General features: G+C 41.4%; 12 protein-coding genes. 9 read left to right on the top strand and 3 right to left on the bottom strand.

Annotation, left to right across the window (positions count from 1 at the left end):
• Positions 1-46: 46 nt before the first annotated feature.
• Positions 47-1,168: a DNA polymerase III subunit beta gene (gene dnaN / locus DBT_RS00515; protein ID WP_067615379.1), complete on the bottom strand. Its 1,122-nt coding sequence runs from the start codon at positions 1,166-1,168 to the stop codon at positions 47-49.
• Between the two features lie 209 nt (positions 1,169-1,377).
• Here dnaN and DBT_RS00510 point away from each other — a divergent pair, with 209 nt between their 5' ends.
• Together DBT_RS00510 and DBT_RS00505 are read left to right on the top strand one after the other, a co-directional pair.
• On the top strand, positions 1,378-2,538 hold the full coding sequence (locus tag DBT_RS00510) for a class I SAM-dependent methyltransferase (protein ID WP_083186514.1): 1,161 nt from the start codon (positions 1,378-1,380) through the stop codon (positions 2,536-2,538).
• Positions 2,535-3,176: an HAD family hydrolase gene (locus DBT_RS00505; protein WP_067615377.1), complete on the top strand. Its 642-nt coding sequence runs from the start codon at positions 2,535-2,537 to the stop codon at positions 3,174-3,176. Before DBT_RS00510 ends, DBT_RS00505 begins: the two co-directional genes overlap by 4 nt.
• Before the next feature lie 189 nt (positions 3,177-3,365).
• On the opposite strand, the gene serS is transcribed toward DBT_RS00505, so the two are convergent.
• Complete coding sequence (gene serS, locus DBT_RS00500; protein ID WP_067615375.1) at positions 3,366-4,649, bottom strand: serine--tRNA ligase; 1,284 nt, start codon at positions 4,647-4,649, stop codon at positions 3,366-3,368.
• Positions 4,650-5,174: 525 nt separating this feature from the next.
• Here serS and DBT_RS00490 point away from each other — a divergent pair.
• The 7 genes from DBT_RS00490 to DBT_RS00460 all read left to right on the top strand — a co-directional run bounded on the left by DBT_RS00490 (position 5,175) and on the right by DBT_RS00460 (position 16,519).
• Positions 5,175-7,895 carry a valine--tRNA ligase gene (locus DBT_RS00490; protein ID WP_067615371.1) on the top strand — a complete coding sequence of 907 codons (2,721 nt, stop codon included), beginning with the start codon at positions 5,175-5,177 and terminating at the stop codon, positions 7,893-7,895.
• Positions 7,896-7,900: 5 nt separating this feature from the next.
• Positions 7,901-9,037, top strand: coding sequence for a glutamine-hydrolyzing carbamoyl-phosphate synthase small subunit (gene carA, locus DBT_RS00485; protein WP_067615369.1), 1,137 nt, complete (start codon positions 7,901-7,903; stop codon positions 9,035-9,037).
• A 3-nt stretch (positions 9,038-9,040) separates the two neighbouring features.
• Positions 9,041-12,280: a carbamoyl-phosphate synthase large subunit gene (carB, locus tag DBT_RS00480; RefSeq protein WP_067615367.1), complete on the top strand. Its 3,240-nt coding sequence runs from the start codon at positions 9,041-9,043 to the stop codon at positions 12,278-12,280.
• An 11-nt stretch (positions 12,281-12,291) separates the two neighbouring features.
• A complete protein-coding gene (gene purF, locus DBT_RS00475; RefSeq protein WP_067615365.1) occupies positions 12,292-13,680 on the top strand; it encodes an amidophosphoribosyltransferase in 1,389 nt (462 codons plus the stop codon).
• 18 nt (positions 13,681-13,698) lie between these two features.
• Positions 13,699-14,703 carry a KpsF/GutQ family sugar-phosphate isomerase gene (locus tag DBT_RS00470; RefSeq protein ID WP_279614724.1) on the top strand — a complete coding sequence of 335 codons (1,005 nt, stop codon included), beginning with the start codon at positions 13,699-13,701 and terminating at the stop codon, positions 14,701-14,703.
• Positions 14,704-14,958: 255 nt separating this feature from the next.
• Positions 14,959-15,357 carry a single-stranded DNA-binding protein gene (locus DBT_RS00465; RefSeq protein ID WP_067615361.1) on the top strand — a complete coding sequence of 133 codons (399 nt, stop codon included), beginning with the start codon at positions 14,959-14,961 and terminating at the stop codon, positions 15,355-15,357.
• A 19-nt stretch (positions 15,358-15,376) separates the two neighbouring features.
• A complete protein-coding gene (locus DBT_RS00460) occupies positions 15,377-16,519 on the top strand; it encodes a serine hydrolase domain-containing protein (RefSeq protein WP_067615359.1) in 1,143 nt (380 codons plus the stop codon).
• Between the two features lie 299 nt (positions 16,520-16,818).
• Here the strand turns inward: DBT_RS00460 and DBT_RS00455 are convergent, their stop codons facing one another.
• Entirely contained in the window at positions 16,819-18,213 is a 1,395-nt protein-coding gene (locus DBT_RS00455; RefSeq protein WP_067615357.1) for an aminopeptidase, read from the bottom strand.
• Positions 18,214-18,254 lie beyond the last annotated feature (41 nt).

Raw genomic sequence — 18,254 nt, 5'->3', positions numbered from 1 at the left:
CGGAAGCGTTTAGCGAAATGCTGTTTTTTTTCCCCTGAGGATTGTTTTATTCTTCTTCCAGGGTCATTGGCATTATTAAGGCTAAAAATCCTTTGTCCTCATCACCTTCTAAAATACATGGGGATTCATCATCATTAATTGTGAGTTTTATCTCAGTTGAATCCATAACATTTAATGTTTCTATCATATAACGGGCATTCAATGCTGTTACAAAAGGCTCGCCATCGTAATTTATTGTTGTTTTTTCTTTTGCATCACTGGATTCTTTGCTCATTGATTCTACAAGCACCTCTCCTGGTGTAAAAAGCATTTTTACGCCCTTTACCTCAGGATCCGGTGAAACAATGGAAATTCTTTTTAAGATATTAATCATTTCTACTCTATCAAAAATTACGCTTCTTATCCTTTCCTCTGGGAGAATTGCCCTATAATCTGGATAGGATCCATCTACCAATCTTATATTCAAATGCTCGTTACCGCAGTCTAGGTGAAGAAACTTTTCATCTGTTTCAATTTTGACTGTCAACTCTTTATCCAATAATTTTATTATTTCTAAGGCCCCTTTCCTAGGAATTATTAATGAGATGTCAGAATCTAGACCTTCAGGCATAGGAACTTCCATAAGATTTAACCGGTGACTATCTGAACCTACCGCTCTTAGAACTTTATTTTCCCTATCACTTTCGATTAGGAGCCCTGTAAGGGCATATTTCGATTCATCAGTAGCTACAGCCAAGACCGTTTTCAATATCATCTTTTTTAAATGTGATTGTTCTAATTCAAAGCCTTTTCCATTATTTAAAAATGTAAAACGAGGGAAATTTTCTACTGGTAGGCCTCCTATTTTATACTCTCCCTTATCACCAATATTTATTCGTAGCCAATTGTCAGGTAGCTGTTCCAGTAGAAATTCTTCAGTAGGAAGTTCCCTTATAATATCATATAGTTTTCTAGCATTTACAGTTAATTCGCCTTCATCCTGTATTTCAACGTCAAAAGTCCCTTTGTAACTAATTTCAAGGTCAGTGGCTTCTAGGGAGAGTTTTCCACCTTCTGAATATATAAGCACGTTATTCAAGAGATGCATTGTGGTTTTTTTGTCTACGACAGTTTGAATCTTTGAAAGTGGATCAAGAATTAGACTTTTTTTTACAACTGCCCGTAACATATCTTCCTCTTTTCTTTAATTTATTAAAAAAGTAAGAATAAGGGTTGGTTATTTTGTTAATTAATCGTAACTAACTGAAATTATTATTTAATTTTTTCTAAAGTTTGTTGAAAAAAATTGTATAGTTTTTTTGTAAAATTAACTTTAACATTTTTCAACATTTTTTTGACAGTCTTTCAAAATCGGTTTAAACAGGTTATAAACAACAAATGAATATGTACCACAACATTAAGGGGAATTCCATAAAATTAGAGCAGATTATTTTTGAAAAAATCGACAATTCTGGACCAATTACCTTTGCCGAATTTATGGAAATGGCCCTTTATTATCCTCATCATGGTTATTATGCCAGAGGGCATGTTCCTATTGGTAGGTCCGGCGATTTTGTTACATCTCCTCATGCCAGTCCTGTCTTTGGAGGCGTTATCGCCCTTCAACTTTATGAAATGTGGAATCTTTTAGGAAAAGATGAGTTTAACCTATGTGAAATAGGTGCTGGGTCTGGCCTTTTTATGCATGACATTCTCAACTATATTAGGACCAATTTACCTGACTTTTATTCTCATTTAAAAGTTTTTATTGTGGAACCAATAGGGTCTTTGGAGGCGGTTCAAAGGGATTTATTAAAAGAATTTCCATGTACCTGGTTTAATAGTCTAGAGGAAATTGGGTCTATCAATGGTTGTATTGTCTCAAATGAACTTATCGATGCCTTTCCAGTTCATATGATTGAAAAGAGGGAAGAGGGTTTTTTCGAAGTATATATATCTCATGAAGATAGAAAACATCTTACAGAAACCTATGGTAGCCTTTCTGATGAAAGGCTTCAGTCCTATATTCATCAATATTTAGGTAATGTTGATTTGGGATATCGTACAGAAATTAATTTAATCTTAAAGGACTGGCTATCTGAGGTGGCAAATGTCCTTAAAAAAGGCTTTTTATTTACCATTGATTATGGTTTTTCTAGGAGAGACTACTACAGTCCTTTAAGAAAAAGAGGGACGCTCAGGGCTTTTTATCAGCACACTTTAAGTGATGATTTGTATTCAAATCCTGGGGAACGTGATATTACTCATCATGTTAATTTTACTGATATGTTAGAGTGGGGATCTGAATTAAATCTTCAACCTATTGGTTTTTGTAATCAATGGAGTTTTCTAGCTTCATTGGGGATAGAAAAGGTTATAGAAACTCTTTATCCCAAGGGGTTGGATCCTTTTTCTCCAGCTCTTGCCGGTATAAAAATGCTTTTATTACCTCAGGGGATGGGGGATTCACACAAATTTTTTATTCAGGCAAAAGGGATTAATTCAAATGTTTGTCTTTCAGGATTTAAATTTCAAAATAAGATTGATAAACTATTATGAATAGAAAACTCGATCAGATAAAGCTTCTAATATTTGATTGTGACGGAGTGCTTTTTGATTCTAGAAAAGCAAATTTTGAATACTATAATCGCATATGTAGTCTTGCAGGTAGGCCTCCTATTACTGAGGAGGAATTCCACTTCGTTCACATGCACACAGCTGAAGAATCAGTAAAATTTCTCTTTAGAAATTTTCCGGAATTGATGGATCAGGCCCTGGATATTGCAAGAAATCTCTCCTATGATGATTTTATACAGTATATGGAGTTTGAGCCGGGAGTACCAGACGTTTTGTCTGAAATAAAAAAGAAGAGATTTTTTACGGCAATATCTACCAATAGAAGTACCACAATGCCTCTATTGGTTAAAATGTTTGATCTTAAGAAATGGTTTGATCTTATTGTATGTGCCCTCGATGTATCAAAGCCTAAGCCTCATCCAGAAGGAGTACAAAAAATTTTAGATCACTTTGGAGTATCTAATGAATTAGCCATGTATATTGGAGATTCAGAGGTTGATGAAAAAGTTGCAAAAAGGGCAGGTATTCCTCTTATTGCCTATAAAAACCCTGCCCTTAATGCTATGTTTCACGTGAAACACTTTAATCAGATATTAAATATATTACCTGAAAACCGATAAATCCAAATTAAGTGAATAGAAAAAAATTTTTAACTCCTTTTGCCATGCATAATTTGGGATAAAAGAGTTACCAATACACGACACCGTGGGTATCTGTATTTTTAGAGTTTTGAGTGTTGAATTGAAGGAAAAGAACTTTAAAAGATTTTCTTCCTTTAACTCAAAACTCATCACTCAAAACTCAACACTTTATTTGGAAGGCGGAGCGATTTCAGTGATACCTCCCATATATGGTACCAGGGCCTCTGGAATATCTATTCCTCCATCCTCTCTTTGGTAATTTTCCATAATGGCCACTACAGTACGCCCTACAGCTAGTCCAGAACCATTTAGAGTGTGAACAAAACGATTTTTCTTATTCTTTTTGTCCTTGAATCTAATATTTGCCCTCCTGGCCTGAAAGTCCTCAAAGTTACTGCATGAAGAAATCTCAAGGAATCTCTTCTGCCCAGGGAGCCAAACTTCAATATCGTAAGTTTTAGCTGCAGAAAAACCAAGATCCCCTGAACAGAGATTAACCACCCTGTACGGTAGATTAAGGTGTTGAAGTACTTCTTCTGCATCCAAAAGGAGAGATTCCAATTCATCATAAGAGGTGTCAGGGTGAACAAATTTGACTAACTCTACCTTGTTAAATTGATGTTGTCTTACTATGCCACGAACGTCTTTTCCGTGACTACCTGCCTCTGATCTAAAACAAGGGGTATAGGCACAATAATATTTTGGAAGATCAGACTCCTGAAGGATCTCATCTCTATATAAATTGGTTACAGGAACTTCTGCAGTTGGAATGAGATAATAGTCTCTGAAGTTTAATTTAAATAGATCCTCCTCAAATTTGGGAAGTTGTCCTGTTCCCCTAAGCGAACTGGAATTGACGATAAAAGGTGGCAAGACTTCAGTGTAACCGTGTTCCTTGGTGTGTAGGTCCAACATGAAGCTGATAAGTGCCCTTTCAAGCCTGGCCCCAAGACCAACATATACACAAAACCTTGAACCAGTAATCTTTGCCGCCCTTTCAAAGTCCAATATTCCTAATTTAGTACCAAGGTCCCAATGGGGTAGGGCATCAAACGGCTTTTCAACAATATCACCCCATCTCTTTACCACTACGTTTTCTGAGTCGTCCTGTCCAATAGGTACGGAGTCGTGCGGTATGTTGGGAATACTCAAGACAAGGGCCTGAATTTTTTCTTTTAAGGATCCAAGAGCCTTTTCATTATCCTTGAGCTCGCTATTTATCTCCTGCATTTTTTCCAGATATTCGTCTGCTGATTTTCCTTCTTTTTTTAATTTGCCAATCTGCGTACTAATGCTATTACGCTGGCTTCTAAGTTCTTCTCCCCTATGCAGTAGACGCCTATATTCTTCATCGAGCCTAAGAAATCCATCGAGATCGAACTCGTAGTTTCTTTTTCTTAATGCATCCCTAACGATATCAGGGTTGGATCTAATGAGTTTTATGTCTAGCATGATGGACACCCCTTTTATCAAAATTTAAATTGGTCACTGAAATGACAGAAGGAATCTATCACAATGAAACTAAAAGTTTGAACGTATTGCAACCAGATATTTTGATTGTTTTCACAGGAAAGGCCCCTCTTTTTTCGTGGAGAAATGATCAACTCAACTACATCTTAATATTAGGTCTGGGACCTGGGCTTTAGTGTTGGATAGGGGATTTATTATTATCGATTATTGGGGTATAAGCTTTGGGGATAAGAAATTCATATATAATAAACGATTTATCTGGGCGGCAAAAGAAAATCATAAAAGGAAATAAGCCTAGAGCAGATGAAACAAATTTTAATGGCATATCCCAACGCTATTTCGAATACGAACTTCCGAGGCCATGTTTGGGTATTTCCAGTATTCCAGTGAGACAAAAAGCATTTGCTGAACATTCTGAACTCTTATGATAAAACTTGTTTTTTACATCAAATAGGGTAAAAACATGAAGCCTTCATATATAGAAAATTAATCAGGAGTGGACTTGAGATGTCAGAAGCCAGATCCAATCAGGGCCTACCCAAGGCCTACGATTTTGCCCCTGTAGAGCAAAAATGGTACAGGGAGTGGGTAGAAAAAGGACTTTTTAAGCCAATTGAGGATCCATCGAGACCCGCATTTTCAATGGTAATTCCTCCACCAAATGTAACAGGGGTACTCCACATTGGCCATGCACTGAACAACACCCTGCAAGACATACTTGCGAGATACAAACGAATGGATGGCTACGCCACCCTATGGGTGCCAGGTACAGACCATGCAGGAATTGCAACCCAGAACGTGGTGGAAAGGATGCTGGCACAAGAGGGTCTGACACGACACGACCTTGGAAGAGAAAAATTTATAGATCGAGTCTGGGAGTGGAAGAAAAAGAGCGGTGGAAGGATAATAGAACAGTTAAAGCGGCTTGGATGTTCCTGTGACTGGTCAAGAGAACGTTTTACTATGGACGAAGGCCTAAGTAGGGCTGTTCGTGAGGTCTTTGTAAGGCTGTTTGAAGAAGGCCTAATATATAAAGGAGATTATATTATAAATTGGTGTCCAAGGTGTCATACAGCCCTTGCAGATATTGAAGTTGAACACGAAGAGAAAGAGGGGAAACTCTGGCACATAAAATATCCAGTAGTTGATGCCGACGCTAACACCACAGGTTCATACATAATAGTTGCCACTACACGACCAGAGACAATGCTAGGTGATACGGCTGTAGCAGTACATCCGGAAGATGATCGATATAAGGACCTTGTGGGAAAAGAGATCGAGCTGCCTCTCGTTAATAGAAAGATTCCAGTGATTGCTGATGACCATGTAGATCCTGAATTTGGAACAGGTGCAGTCAAGGTCACTCCTGCCCATGATTTTAACGATTTTGAAATGGGGCTACGTCATAAACTCCCATCCGTTAATATATTCGATGAAAATGCCCGTATTAATGAAAATGGTGGGCCATATAAGGGGCTAGACCGGTATGAAGCGCGATCTCGTATTATAGAGGATCTTGAGGCTAATGGGCTACTCGAGAAGGTAGATGAGCATTTACATGCAGTAGGGCATTGCTACAGGTGTAAGACCGTAGTCGAGCCAAGGCTCTCCAAGCAGTGGTTTGTAAAGGTAAAACCCCTGGCAGAGGTGGCACTAAATGCTGTAAAGGAGGGTCGGACAAATATAGTTCCAGAATCCTGGTTCAGGACATATGAAGAGTGGATGACTAATATTCGGGACTGGTGCATCTCTCGTCAGATTTGGTGGGGTCATAGGATTCCTGCCTGGGAGTGTGAGAATTGTGGCGAGTTAATTGTAAAGAGAGATGATCCTGTATCGTGTCCGAAGTGTGGATCAACAAGTCTAAAAAGGGAACAGGATGTCTTAGACACATGGTTCAGCTCAGCACTTTGGCCCTTTTCTACTCTGGGTTGGCCAGATGAGACAGAGGACTTAAGGCGTTTTTATCCCACAAGTGTACTTATAACTAGTTTTGACATACTATTTTTCTGGGTAGCGCGAATGATGATGATGGGGCTCCATTTTATGGGTGATGTCCCGTTTAAGTATGTGTACCTGCACGCACTTGTTAGAGATAAAGATGGCAAAAAGATGAGTAAGTCTAAGGGGAATGTGATAGATCCCCTGGTCATTATGGAAAAGTATGGAACAGATGCAGTTAGATTTACTCTGGCCGCTTTTGCCGCTCAGGGCAGAGACATAAAGCTCTCAGAGGAGAGGATAGAAGGATATAAACATTTTATAAATAAGATTTGGAATGCAAGCCGTTTAATCCTCATGAATTTGGATGAGAAGGATCAAGGAGGCTTGGTTATAACTCAAGATATAGAGGAACTAAAAGATCTCAAACCAAACCTCCCGGAAAAGTGGATTCTATCCCGACTCATGCACACTACTGAGAATGTGAGAACTGCCCTAGATGCCTTTGATTTTGATGTGGCAGCAAGGGCACTTTACAGCTTTTTCTGGCATGAATTCTGTGATTGGTACCTTGAAATGGCTAAGCCTCATCTCAACTCAGAAAGTGAGGCTGAGCGAAACCGATCTATAGCGGTATCCCTATTTGTTCTTGATTCAAGCCTAAGGCTGTTACACCCATTTATTCCATTTGTCACCGAGGAACTCTGGCATTATCTTCCTGGTAAGAGTGATTCATATATTATGACTGCGCCCTTCCCAAAGGTGGATTCCACTGTCCTAGATCGTGAGGCAGAGGATGCAATTCAAATTCTCATGTCCATTATAGGAGGAATTAGAAATTCGAGGGCAGAGCTCGGTATCCATCCAGGGGCGCAATTGAGCATTAAAGTATTGCCTCATACGGAAAAAATCAAAAATTTGATCCAAGACAGCTCAATATATATTAAACAGTTGGCTCGAGTAGAAAAAATTGAATTTTTAAGTGCTGATGATGAGAGGCCAAAAGGATCTGCAACAATAATCCTTGATAATGTAGAAATATTCATCAGTCTTTCTGGATTACTTGATGTGGAAGAAGAGCTGAATAAGCTAAGCAAGCAGGAGAAAAAGCTAAGAAATGACCTTGAAAGGTCTAAAAAGAAACTAGAAAATCCAAATTTTGTTAACAAAGCTCCAGAAGATGTGGTGGCAAAAGAAAAAGAAAAGGTGGAGCAGTTTTTAAAACGCCTGGAAAAGATCGAGCACCACAAGCGTACTCTCGAGGAGCTTTGTAAGAAGGAGTCATAAAAAATATGAAGGCCCTGATTGCATTTGAAGATGGAAAAGTCTTTGAGGGAAAATCTTTTACTGGCCCTGGAGAGGCAGTGGGGGAGGTGGTCTTCAACACTGCCATGACAGGTTATCAGGAGGTCCTTACGGATCCATCATATAAGGGCCAGATAGTTACCATGACCTATCCACTCATTGGTAATTATGGGGTAAATAGCCAGGACATTGAGTCCTCAGGTATACACCTTGAGGCCTTTGTGATGAGGGAATATGAGGCTGAATACAGCAACTGGCGAGCTGAAAAGTCTCTAAAAGATTATCTCATTGAAAATGGAAAGCTTGGAATCCATCAGGTGGATACAAGGGCTATTACACGCCATATAAGGCTAAAGGGAGCCATGAAGGCTGTCATTTCCACTGAGATCAGCGATCCAGAAGAACTCGTAAGGAGAGCCAAAGAGGCACCAGGTCTCGAGGGTAGGGATCTTGTGAAGGAAGTGACCACGAAAAATCACTACAGCTGGATAGAAGACAGACCTGTTGAAATAATTCTTCCAACTAAACCTTCTTCTCCTAATCAGAGCATCAATAACAAATGGAGAATAGCTTGTATTGACTGTGGATTGAAATTCAACCAATTGAGATTGTTTGTGAAAAGGGGAGTGGAACCAATAGTCTTTCCATGCACTGCTTCACCAGAAGAGATTCTCTCTATATCGCCTCATGGTTGTTTTGTATCGAATGGGCCAGGAGATCCAGCAGCATTGCAATATATAGTGGATACTGTGAGGTCTCTTTTGGGAAAGGTTCCCATATTTGGAATTTGTCTGGGCCACCAGATTCTAGGCCAGGCCCTTGGAGCAAATACATATAAACTAAAATTCGGACACCATGGGGCCAATCAACCAGTGAAAGACCTTGAGACTGGAAAGATTGAGATTACAAGCCAGAATCACGGCTTTGCAGTCGACGAAAGAACTCTCCAAGATGGAGTAAAGGTGACCCATGTCAACTTAAATGACAACACAGTGGAAGGTATCGAGGCCAAGGACCTTTGTGCATTTTCTGTACAGTATCACCCTGAAAACGCCCCAGGTCCTCATGATTCAGAATATTTATTTGACAGATTTCTTCAAAAGATCCGCACATTTTGGGAGTAATCAATGCCGAAGAGAACAGATCTTGAAAGCATACTTATTATTGGCTCTGGACCAATAGTAATAGGTCAGGCATGTGAGTTTGACTACTCTGGAACCCAGGCCTGTAAGGCTCTTAAAGAAGAGGGATACAAGGTTATACTCGTAAACTCAAATCCTGCAACTATAATGACAGACCCTGAGACTGCAGACCGCACCTATGTGGAGCCCATTACCCCAGAGGCGGTGGCAAAGGTCATAGAAAAGGAACGGCCTTCTGCAATTCTCCCAACTCTTGGAGGGCAGACCGGACTCAATACTGCAATTCAGCTAGCAGACCAGGGAGTTCTTGCCCAATTTGGTGTAACCATGATAGGTGCCTCTCCTGATGTCATCCACAAGGCAGAAGATAGGGACCGGTTTCGGGAGGCCATGAGACGAATTGGCTTAAGGGTCCCTGACAGTGTTATTGTAAGGTCTATGGATGAGGCTAGAGAGGCAGTGGAGCGTCTTGGATTTCCGGTAATTGTCCGTCCAAGTTTTACCCTTGGTGGTACAGGAGGAGGAATTGCCTATAATTCTCAGGAACTTGAGGAGATCTGTTCCCAAGGCCTTGAGCTCAGTCTAATTCACGAGGTGATGTTAGAAGAGTCTGTGATAGGCTGGAAAGAATTTGAGCTCGAGGTAATGCGAGATTCAAAAGACAATTGCGTTATCATCTGTAGCATTGAGAATATTGATCCAATGGGGGTACATACAGGAGATTCTATAACAGTTGCCCCTGCTCAGACCCTTACAGATCGTGAATATCAAACTATGCGAGACGCAGCTATTGCTATCATGCGGGAGATCGGTGTAGATACTGGAGGTTCTAATGTTCAATTTGCAATAAATCCTAAAAACGGGGACATGGTTGTAATTGAGATGAATCCAAGGGTGTCCCGTTCCTCTGCTCTCGCATCAAAGGCAACTGGTTTCCCCATTGCAAAGATAGCTGCTAAGCTCGCCGTGGGATATACGCTTGACGAGATACCTAACGACATAACAAAGGAGACAATGGCGTCTTTTGAGCCAACAATTGACTACTGTGTGGTCAAGATTCCACGGTGGACGTTTGAGAAATTCCCAGAGACAGAAGATCTTTTGACCACCTCTATGAAGAGTGTGGGTGAAACTATGGCCATTGGGCGGACCTTTAGAGAGGCCCTTCAAAAGGGACTGAGGTCTCTTGAGATAGGGCGACATGGACTGTGTTTTGATGGAAAGGCCCCAGATTTTGGTTCAGAAGACTCAGGCCTTGATAGGGAAGAGGTTATACGAAGGCTTAGGACACCCAATTCAAAGCGCATTTTCTACATCCCAATAGCTATGGATCTTGGGTTTTCAATTGACGAGATACACTCCCTTACCAAGATAGATCCATGGTTTCTGTATCAGATAAAGAAAATTTTGGATGTTGGAAAAAAGGCAAGAGATAAACAGGATGAATGCCTCAAAAAGGATGAATTATATGAGTTAAAAAGAAATGGATTCTCAGACCGACAGATTGCAAGATTGTCTGGAAAGGACGTCAATGAAGTAAAAAAGATTCGAAAAGACCATGGCATTACACCTGTCTACAAGCTCGTAGATACATGTGCAGCAGAGTTTGAGGCCTATACTCCATACTATTATTCGACATATGAGGTAGAAGACGAGGCAAGAAAGACCACTGGTAAGAAGGTCATGATTCTTGGTGGTGGTCCAAACAGGATTGGTCAGGGTATAGAGTTTGATTATTGTTGTTGCCATGCCTCTTTTGCCCTTAGAGAAGAGGGAATAGAGAGCATAATGGTAAACTCCAATCCAGAGACCGTATCTACTGACTACGATACATCTGATAAGCTCTATTTTGAGCCTCTCACCTTTGAAGATGTTATGCATATAGTGGAAAAAGAGAGGCCAGATGGAGTGATACTCCAGTTTGGGGGGCAGACCCCACTCAATCTGTCCGGAGAACTTGCCAAGGCCGGAGTACCCATATTAGGCACTCCGCCAGAGAGTATAGACAGGGCAGAGGACAGAAAGAGCTTCCAGATGATGTTAAAGAAGCTTGGGTTAAAGCAGCCTGCAAATGGTACTGCATTTACCCTTGAAGAGGCCTTGAGTATATGTAACGAAATAGGATATCCCGTGGTGGTGAGGCCATCGTACGTGCTTGGCGGAAGAGCAATGCGAATTGTATTCGATGAAGATGACCTCAGAGATTTTATGCAAGAGGCAGTTGAGGTCTCAGAAGGACACCCAGTCCTCATAGATAAGTTCCTTGAAGATGCCATTGAGGTGGACGTTGATGCCATATCAGATGGAGAGATTACTGTAGTAGGCGGTATCATGGAACATATTGAAGAGGCGGGAATACACTCTGGAGATTCTGCCTGCGTACTTCCGCCAAGGACGCTCTCCAAAGAGATGATCCAAGAAATAATGGCTGCTACAAAGAGCATGAGTGCCGAGCTTGGGGTTATTGGCCTCATGAATGTTCAATATGCAATAAAGGATAATGAACTTTACGTATTAGAGGTGAACCCCAGGGCATCACGTACTGTACCTTTTGTTAGTAAGGCCACAGGAGTCCCGCTGGCAAAACTTGCCACCAAAGTCATGCTAGGCCGTTCACTCAAAGAGCTCGGCTTTACAAAAGAGGTATTTCCTGAACACGTCTCTGTAAAAGAGTCTGTATTTCCCTTTAGGAGATTTCCAGGAGTCGATCCTGTGCTTGGCCCTGAGATGAAGTCAACAGGGGAAGTAATGGGGATAGACCACTCCTTTGGAGTGGCGTTTTATAAAAGCCAGCTTGCAGCAGGCATGGAGCTACCTACTGGGGGAAATGCCCTTTTCAGCATTAGACCAAAAGACAAAGAGGCAATTCTCCCTGTAGCCAAAAGGCTCATTGAGCTAGGATTCAAGATCCTTGCCACTGAAGGGACGGCTCAGTTCTTCAAAGAAAAGGGGATTGAGGTTAGACCCGTATTTAAGGTATCAGAGGGAAGGCCAAATATCGTAGATCTTATGATGAACGGAGAAATAGATTTAGTTATAAATACCCCCAGTGGAAGGAAAAAAACGAGATCAGATGCATATTATCTCAGGCGGACAGCGCTTGAATATGAAATTCCATATTTTACAACGGTTGCTGGGGCGAGAGCAGCTGCAGAGGCCATAAGCGCACTCATAGGGGGTGAAATGGGGGTAAAACCACTTCAGGATTATTACAAAAGCTCATAAGGTGAAAAAAGATGGCTTGTCCAAAAGAAGAATGTGGGGTGTTTGGTGTATATGGGCATGAGGATGCATCGAAGTTAACATATTTTGGTCTCTATGCACTCCAGCACAGAGGCCAGGAAAGTGCCGGCATTGTATCCTCTGATGGAAGAAATGTAACTGAATACAAGGCCATGGGCCTGGTGAGCGAGGTCTTTAATGAAGAGAGATTAAAGACCCTTAAAGGGCATCTGGCCGTTGGCCATGTGAGATATTCTACTACAGGATCATCTATACTTCAAAATGCCCAGCCCTTTAGAGTGTGCCATGCAGGATGTTCCATAGCTGTGGCACACAATGGTAATCTCGTCAATGCAAACGATATAAGAAAGAGCCTTGAGGAAGAAGGTTCAATATTTCAGACAACGATGGACAGCGAGGTAGTGGTTCATCTTATTGCCAAATCCAAGGCTCAGGGGCTTGAAGAGAGTGTGCGTCATACGATGAGCCTAATAAAAGGGGCCTATTCAATTGTACTTGCAACTGAGGATACTCTAGTTGGCTTTAGAGATCCTCTTGGCCTTAGGCCCCTTTGTATAGGGAAGTTGAATGGGGCATATATCCTTAGCTCAGAAACCTGTGCCCTTGATCTTATTCAGGCAGAGTACATCAGAGATGTTGAGCCGGGAGAGGTCGTTGTAATTGACAAACACGGGCTGAGAAGTTTCAAGGCCCTTGAGTCTAAGAGACGGGCAAATTGTATCTTTGAATTTATATATTTTGCTCGTCCAGATAGCAATATCTTCGGAAAGAATGTCTACTCCTTTAGAAAAAATCTTGGTGAGGCCCTTGCACGAGAGGTATCAATTGAAGCAGATTTTGTAATGCCCTTTCCCGATTCAGGAAACTATGCTGCTATTGGCTACTCCCAAGCCTCTAATATACCCTTTGAATTTGCCGTAATAAGGAATCACTATGTGGGTAGGACTTTTATTCAGCCGAGCCAGTCCATGCGAGATTTTGGGGTCAGAGTGAAACTTAATCCTGTCAAAGAAATAATTCGAGGCAAAAGAGTAGTAATAGTGGAGGACTCAATTGTAAGGGGTACTACAAGTAGGACCAGGATAAAGGCGATTAGAGAGGCCGGGGCAAAAGAGGTGACGATGTTAGTAAGCTGTCCTCCAATAAAGTATCCTTGTTTCTATGGGATAGACTTCTCAAATAAGGGCGAGTTAATTGCATCTAATAATTCTGTTGAGGAGATTCGAAAATTTCTTGGTCTAGATGCATTGCATTATCTAAGTATCGAGTCAATGATAGAGGCCTCTGGTAGGAGAAAAGAAGATTTTTGCCTTGCGTGTTTTAATGGAGATTATCCTTTGGAAGTTACTGGCTATAGAGGCAAGTTTCAGCTTGAAAGATAAATGGTGGTGTTGCGAGAAGTGGATATACTGAATAGGGCAAAAGAGGTAATTGATATTGAAATCGAAGGCCTTAAACGCGTTAGAGCCCAACTAGGGCAGGGATTTAAGCGGGCGGTAGAGCTTATTCTTGACTCTAAAGGTAGAGTCGTTGTATGCGGCATTGGTAAAAGTGGTCTAATAGGCAGAAAGATCTCAGCAACATTTTCAAGTACTGGTACTCCCTCTGTATTTCTTCACCCTGTTGAAGCACTTCATGGTGATCTGGGGGTAGTACAAAAAGGTGATGTAGTTATTGCCATATCCAACAGTGGAAATACACAGGAACTTTTAAGGCTTATTCCGGTCTTAAAAGAACGTGGAGTGCCAATAATTGCCTTTACTGGCAATCCCTTATCGAGGCTCGCGAAACTCAGCGACTGCATTATCGATACTGGCGTGGAAAAGGAGGCATGCAGTCTTGGGCTTGCCCCAACAGCGAGTACCACAGCGACACTTGCTGTGGGCGACGCCCTGGCAGTAGTTCTCCTGAGTCTAAGGAATTTTAGTGAACAAGACTTTAGAAGAAATCATCCCTCTGGAACCTTGGGGGAAAGATTAAAGATTCAAGTTCGAGAGGTGATGATAACCGGAGACAAAATCCCCCTTGTGTTAACAGGGACTCCAGTGAAAAAGGCAGTAGCTGAGATGGATAAAAAGGGACTTGGTACAGTCCTGGTAGTAGATGGAGACGGTGCGCTCATTGGAATATTTACTGATGGTGATGTGAGAAGAACTCTTTTGAGACGAGGGCTTTCCCACACTAATTTCCAAGATAGCCATGACTTAGGAAATATACCAATTGACGACATTATGACACAGCAACCAAAGTTCATCTCTCCAGATGTTCTTGCAGCAGATGCCCTTGCCATAATGGAAGAACACCTAATTACAGTTCTTCCGGTTATTGAAGAGACTGGAAGGCTTTGTGGCATAGTGCACCTCCATGATCTTCTCGGCAAGGGTGAATTCAAGTTTTTGGTATAATTTCTATATGTCTATTGAATTAGTTCCTCTTTCAAATCAGGTAAAATCAATCCTGTCTTGTATGAAACTAGACTACTTGCTGACTATAAAAATCCTAAAATATGCTATATGATATTGATTAAACAAAATATGAATAATTTATTATAAGAGGATTAAAATAAATAAATTATCATTCTTCAGTTTTATTGATTATAATTTGATCTAAGCCCTAGAGGGCTAAGGGGTAGAAAGTTATTTGAAAGGAGATCTGAGGTCATGGCAAGGGGTGTAAATAAGGTAATACTTATAGGTAGACTTGGGGCAGATCCAGAGATACGTTATACCCAGACCGGAATGGCTGTAGCAAGCTTTAGAATAGCAACTAACAACCGTGTAAAGAGAGGGGAAGAATGGGTAGAGGAGCCTGAATGGCATAGGATAGTTGCTTGGGACAAGCTTGCAGAGATCTGCAGCCAGTATCTCAAAAAGGGGATGCTTGTCTATATTGAGGGACAGCTTCGTACAAGGGCCTGGGAAGATCAGGATGGTAATAGGCGATGGACAACTGAGGTACACGCAAGAGAAATGCAGATGCTTGAATCCAAGGGCTCAGGATCAATGGAAGAAAGCGAGCTTGAGCCTCCTCCAATTGATGAAGATGATGTGCCTTTTTAGAAGTTATGAGTTTTGATTTTTGAGTTTTGAGTTGAAGGCAAGGGGTGAGGAGTCTTTAAGGCATAGCCTGAAAAGGGCTGTTGAGCCACTTATTCTAAGGGCCATAACTGATAAAATATTCCCAGGTTGCTCCCTTGCGGTGTGGAAGAGGGAACACGAACCCATAGTCTTTTCATGGGGAAGAGAGACGTACTCAATAAAGAGCCCTGAGATCAGGCCAGACACAGTATTTGATCTTGCCTCACTTACAAAGCCTCTCTCCACCACTCTACTTGTAACAAGACTCGTAAATGCAGGAAGACTAAGCCTTGATACAACCCTAAGAGAGTTTGCCTTTTTAAGCCCATGTCCAGAAAATAAACAGTCTATTCGAATTAGAGACCTTTTAAGCCATAGGTCAGGACTGCCTGCATGGGCACCACTTTATGAGAAGGCAAGGGGAAAAGAAGGATTTAAAAGGGCAATCTTGTCCATAGAGCTTGTGGATAAACCTGGCAGACGTGAACTGTATAGCGACCTTGGCTTTATTCTTTTGGGATTTATAGTCGAAGACACTCTCCAAATGGATTTGGCTAGAGCCTTTAATGAGTTTGTGGCAAGGCCCTTTAAGCTTTGCGGAGATGCACTTGGATTCAAAGTGCAAACAGAATTAATTGCTCCCACTCTCCAGTGTAATAGAAGAAAAAAATTGGTAAGAGGTGAAGTCCATGACCTCAATGCCTGGGCACTTGGGAGGAGTGCTGGGCATGCCGGTCTTTTTGGTAGTGCAAAGGAATTGATACGCTTTCTTTCAGAGCTCTATCTTTTATATAAGGACGAATTGGCTATTGAAGGTCTTTCTGGTGCTATTCTCCGGAAATTTTTAGAGACCAAGATATCTACTTCAAACTCTTCAAGCTCAGGTACCAAGCCCTCATTTTGTCTTGGATTTGATACTCCTTCAGAATCAGGTTCTCAGGCCGGTACACATTTTTCAAAAAAGACTGTTGGCCACCTTGGCTATACAGGCACTTCGTTTTGGATAGACCTAGATAGAGGGATAATAGTGGTATTCCTTACTAATAGGACGTTTCCCTTGGATTCACTAGAGAGTCGTAACGGCCTAAAAAAACTTAGGCCAAGACTACATGATGCAGTGATGAAGGTCATGGAGACAATTTGATTAGGTCAATGTCATAAGTACTTTTTAACCCAAACTTTCATGACGAACGAATTCGTCACCCCCGTATAGAAGTTTTGAGTTTTGAGTGTTGAGTTTTGAGTTGAAGGAAGAAAACCTATGGAAGTTTTGAGTTTTGCGAGCATTGGTGTTGGGGGATAATTTTGGTTTATTTTAAATGGTTACCTCAAGTCAGAGACTTGAGTGTTGAGTTTTGAGTTGAAGCAAAAGGGCTATTAAAGGCTGCTTCTTTTAACTCAAAACTCAACACTTATAAAATAACCAGTCATGGGTGCCTCATTCTATGCCTCAAAAAATGCCTTATAAGCCCTGTAGGTCATATATAAATCCAATTTATGCGCAACTTCGAATGGAGAATGCATACTGAGAAGTGGAGGGCCTGCATCTACTGTATCGATTCCCAATGAGGCAATATATTTTGCAACAGTACCTCCCCCTCCTTCATCGACTCTTCCAAGCTCTCCTGCTTGCCAGATGATTCCCTCTTTATCCCAGAGTCTCGTAACCCAGTCTACGAATTCGGCGTGGGCATCATTTGCTGAGTATTTTCCTCTTGATCCAGTATACTTGGTGAGATTGATGCCATAGCCCATGAGGGCATCGTTTCTCTTCTCATATACCTCCATATAGTCTGGATCAACTCCTGCAGTAACATCACCTGAAATGGCCTTTGAGGCATTGAGAGCCTTATAAATCGTGTCAGGTTCAATAACCGTCCCTTCAAGTCTGAAGATATCATAGAGCGCAAGTTCAAGACATTTTGATTTTGCTCCAGTGTTTCCATCACTACCTATTTCTTCCTTGTCTAGAAAGAGGGCGAGATTTGCATATTCAACATCCTTTGAATCCATTATTGCCTTGAGACTTGCATAGGCACATGCCCTATCATCTTGGCCATAACCCCCTATAAATGCCCTATCTATACCTACATCCCGAGCTTCACCCTGGGGCACGATCTCTAATTCTGCACTAATGAGATCCCTTTCTGTAATTCCATAGGTTGTATTTAAAATATGTAGGCAGTTCAATTTTACAGCCTCTTTTGTATCATCTGGCCCCTCTATGGGAAATCCGCCTAGAAGCACGTTTAACTTTTCTGCGGGAATGGCCTCTCTTAGCTTCTTTTCACCTTGAACCTTTGATGCAAGGTGTGGAAGCAGGTCATTGATGGTCAGTACTGGGTCATTCTTATCCTCACCAATGGAAATTTTTACACATCTTCCATCTTTTAAAAATACCACGCCGTGAAGGGCCAAGGGCCTTGTGACCCAGTGGAACTTCTTTATACCACCGTAGTAATGTGTTTTGAGATAGGCCATTTCCTGGTCTTCATAGAGAGGATTCAACTTGAGATCCAGTCTCGGAGCATCTATATGGGAGACAATAATACGAAGTCCTTGGGCCGCAGGTCTCTTTCCAGGTTTGTAAACACAGACCGCCTTGTTCCTGAAAGTCCAAAACTTTATTTCTGGCCTTTCTTTTAAAATGTCTGTGATATGGCTTGCAACTTCGCGTTCGGTCTTGGCAGTAGAGATGAATTGTTTGTATTCATCTGCGTAAGAGAGGCACTCTTTCTTCTCTGTTCCCTTTAAAGAGAACCATCCATGTCTTTTTATCAAGGTTAAGTCTTTAGTCAGTTTCTCAATATCTTTTTTGGTTAATTTTTTTTGTGCCACTTGTCCCTCCTTTAGCTTCTAGTCCTACCTAAATCCTGCAC

This window comes from Dissulfuribacter thermophilus, assembly GCF_001687335.1.
Lineage (GTDB): Bacteria > Desulfobacterota > Dissulfuribacteria > Dissulfuribacterales > Dissulfuribacteraceae > Dissulfuribacter > Dissulfuribacter thermophilus.
Note: the sequence above shows the minus strand (reverse complement) of the source record. Positions and strands in the feature narration are given on the sequence as shown.

Bases quoted from the DNA above. Each gene is read 5' to 3' on its own strand.
- dnaN (WP_067615379.1), bottom strand. From the start codon at position 1,168: ATGTTACGGGCAGTTGTAAAAAAAAGTCTAATTCTTGATCCACTTTCA.
- DBT_RS00510 (WP_083186514.1), top strand. From the start codon at position 1,378: ATGAATATGTACCACAACATTAAGGGGAATTCCATAAAATTAGAGCAG.
- DBT_RS00505 (WP_067615377.1), top strand. From the start codon at position 2,535: ATGAATAGAAAACTCGATCAGATAAAGCTTCTAATATTTGATTGTGAC.
- serS (WP_067615375.1), bottom strand. From the start codon at position 4,649: ATGCTAGACATAAAACTCATTAGATCCAACCCTGATATCGTTAGGGAT.
- DBT_RS00490 (WP_067615371.1), top strand. From the start codon at position 5,175: ATGTCAGAAGCCAGATCCAATCAGGGCCTACCCAAGGCCTACGATTTT.
- carA (WP_067615369.1), top strand. From the start codon at position 7,901: ATGAAGGCCCTGATTGCATTTGAAGATGGAAAAGTCTTTGAGGGAAAA.
- carB (WP_067615367.1), top strand. From the start codon at position 9,041: ATGCCGAAGAGAACAGATCTTGAAAGCATACTTATTATTGGCTCTGGA.
- purF (WP_067615365.1), top strand. From the start codon at position 12,292: ATGGCTTGTCCAAAAGAAGAATGTGGGGTGTTTGGTGTATATGGGCAT.
- DBT_RS00465 (WP_067615361.1), top strand. From the start codon at position 14,959: ATGGCAAGGGGTGTAAATAAGGTAATACTTATAGGTAGACTTGGGGCA.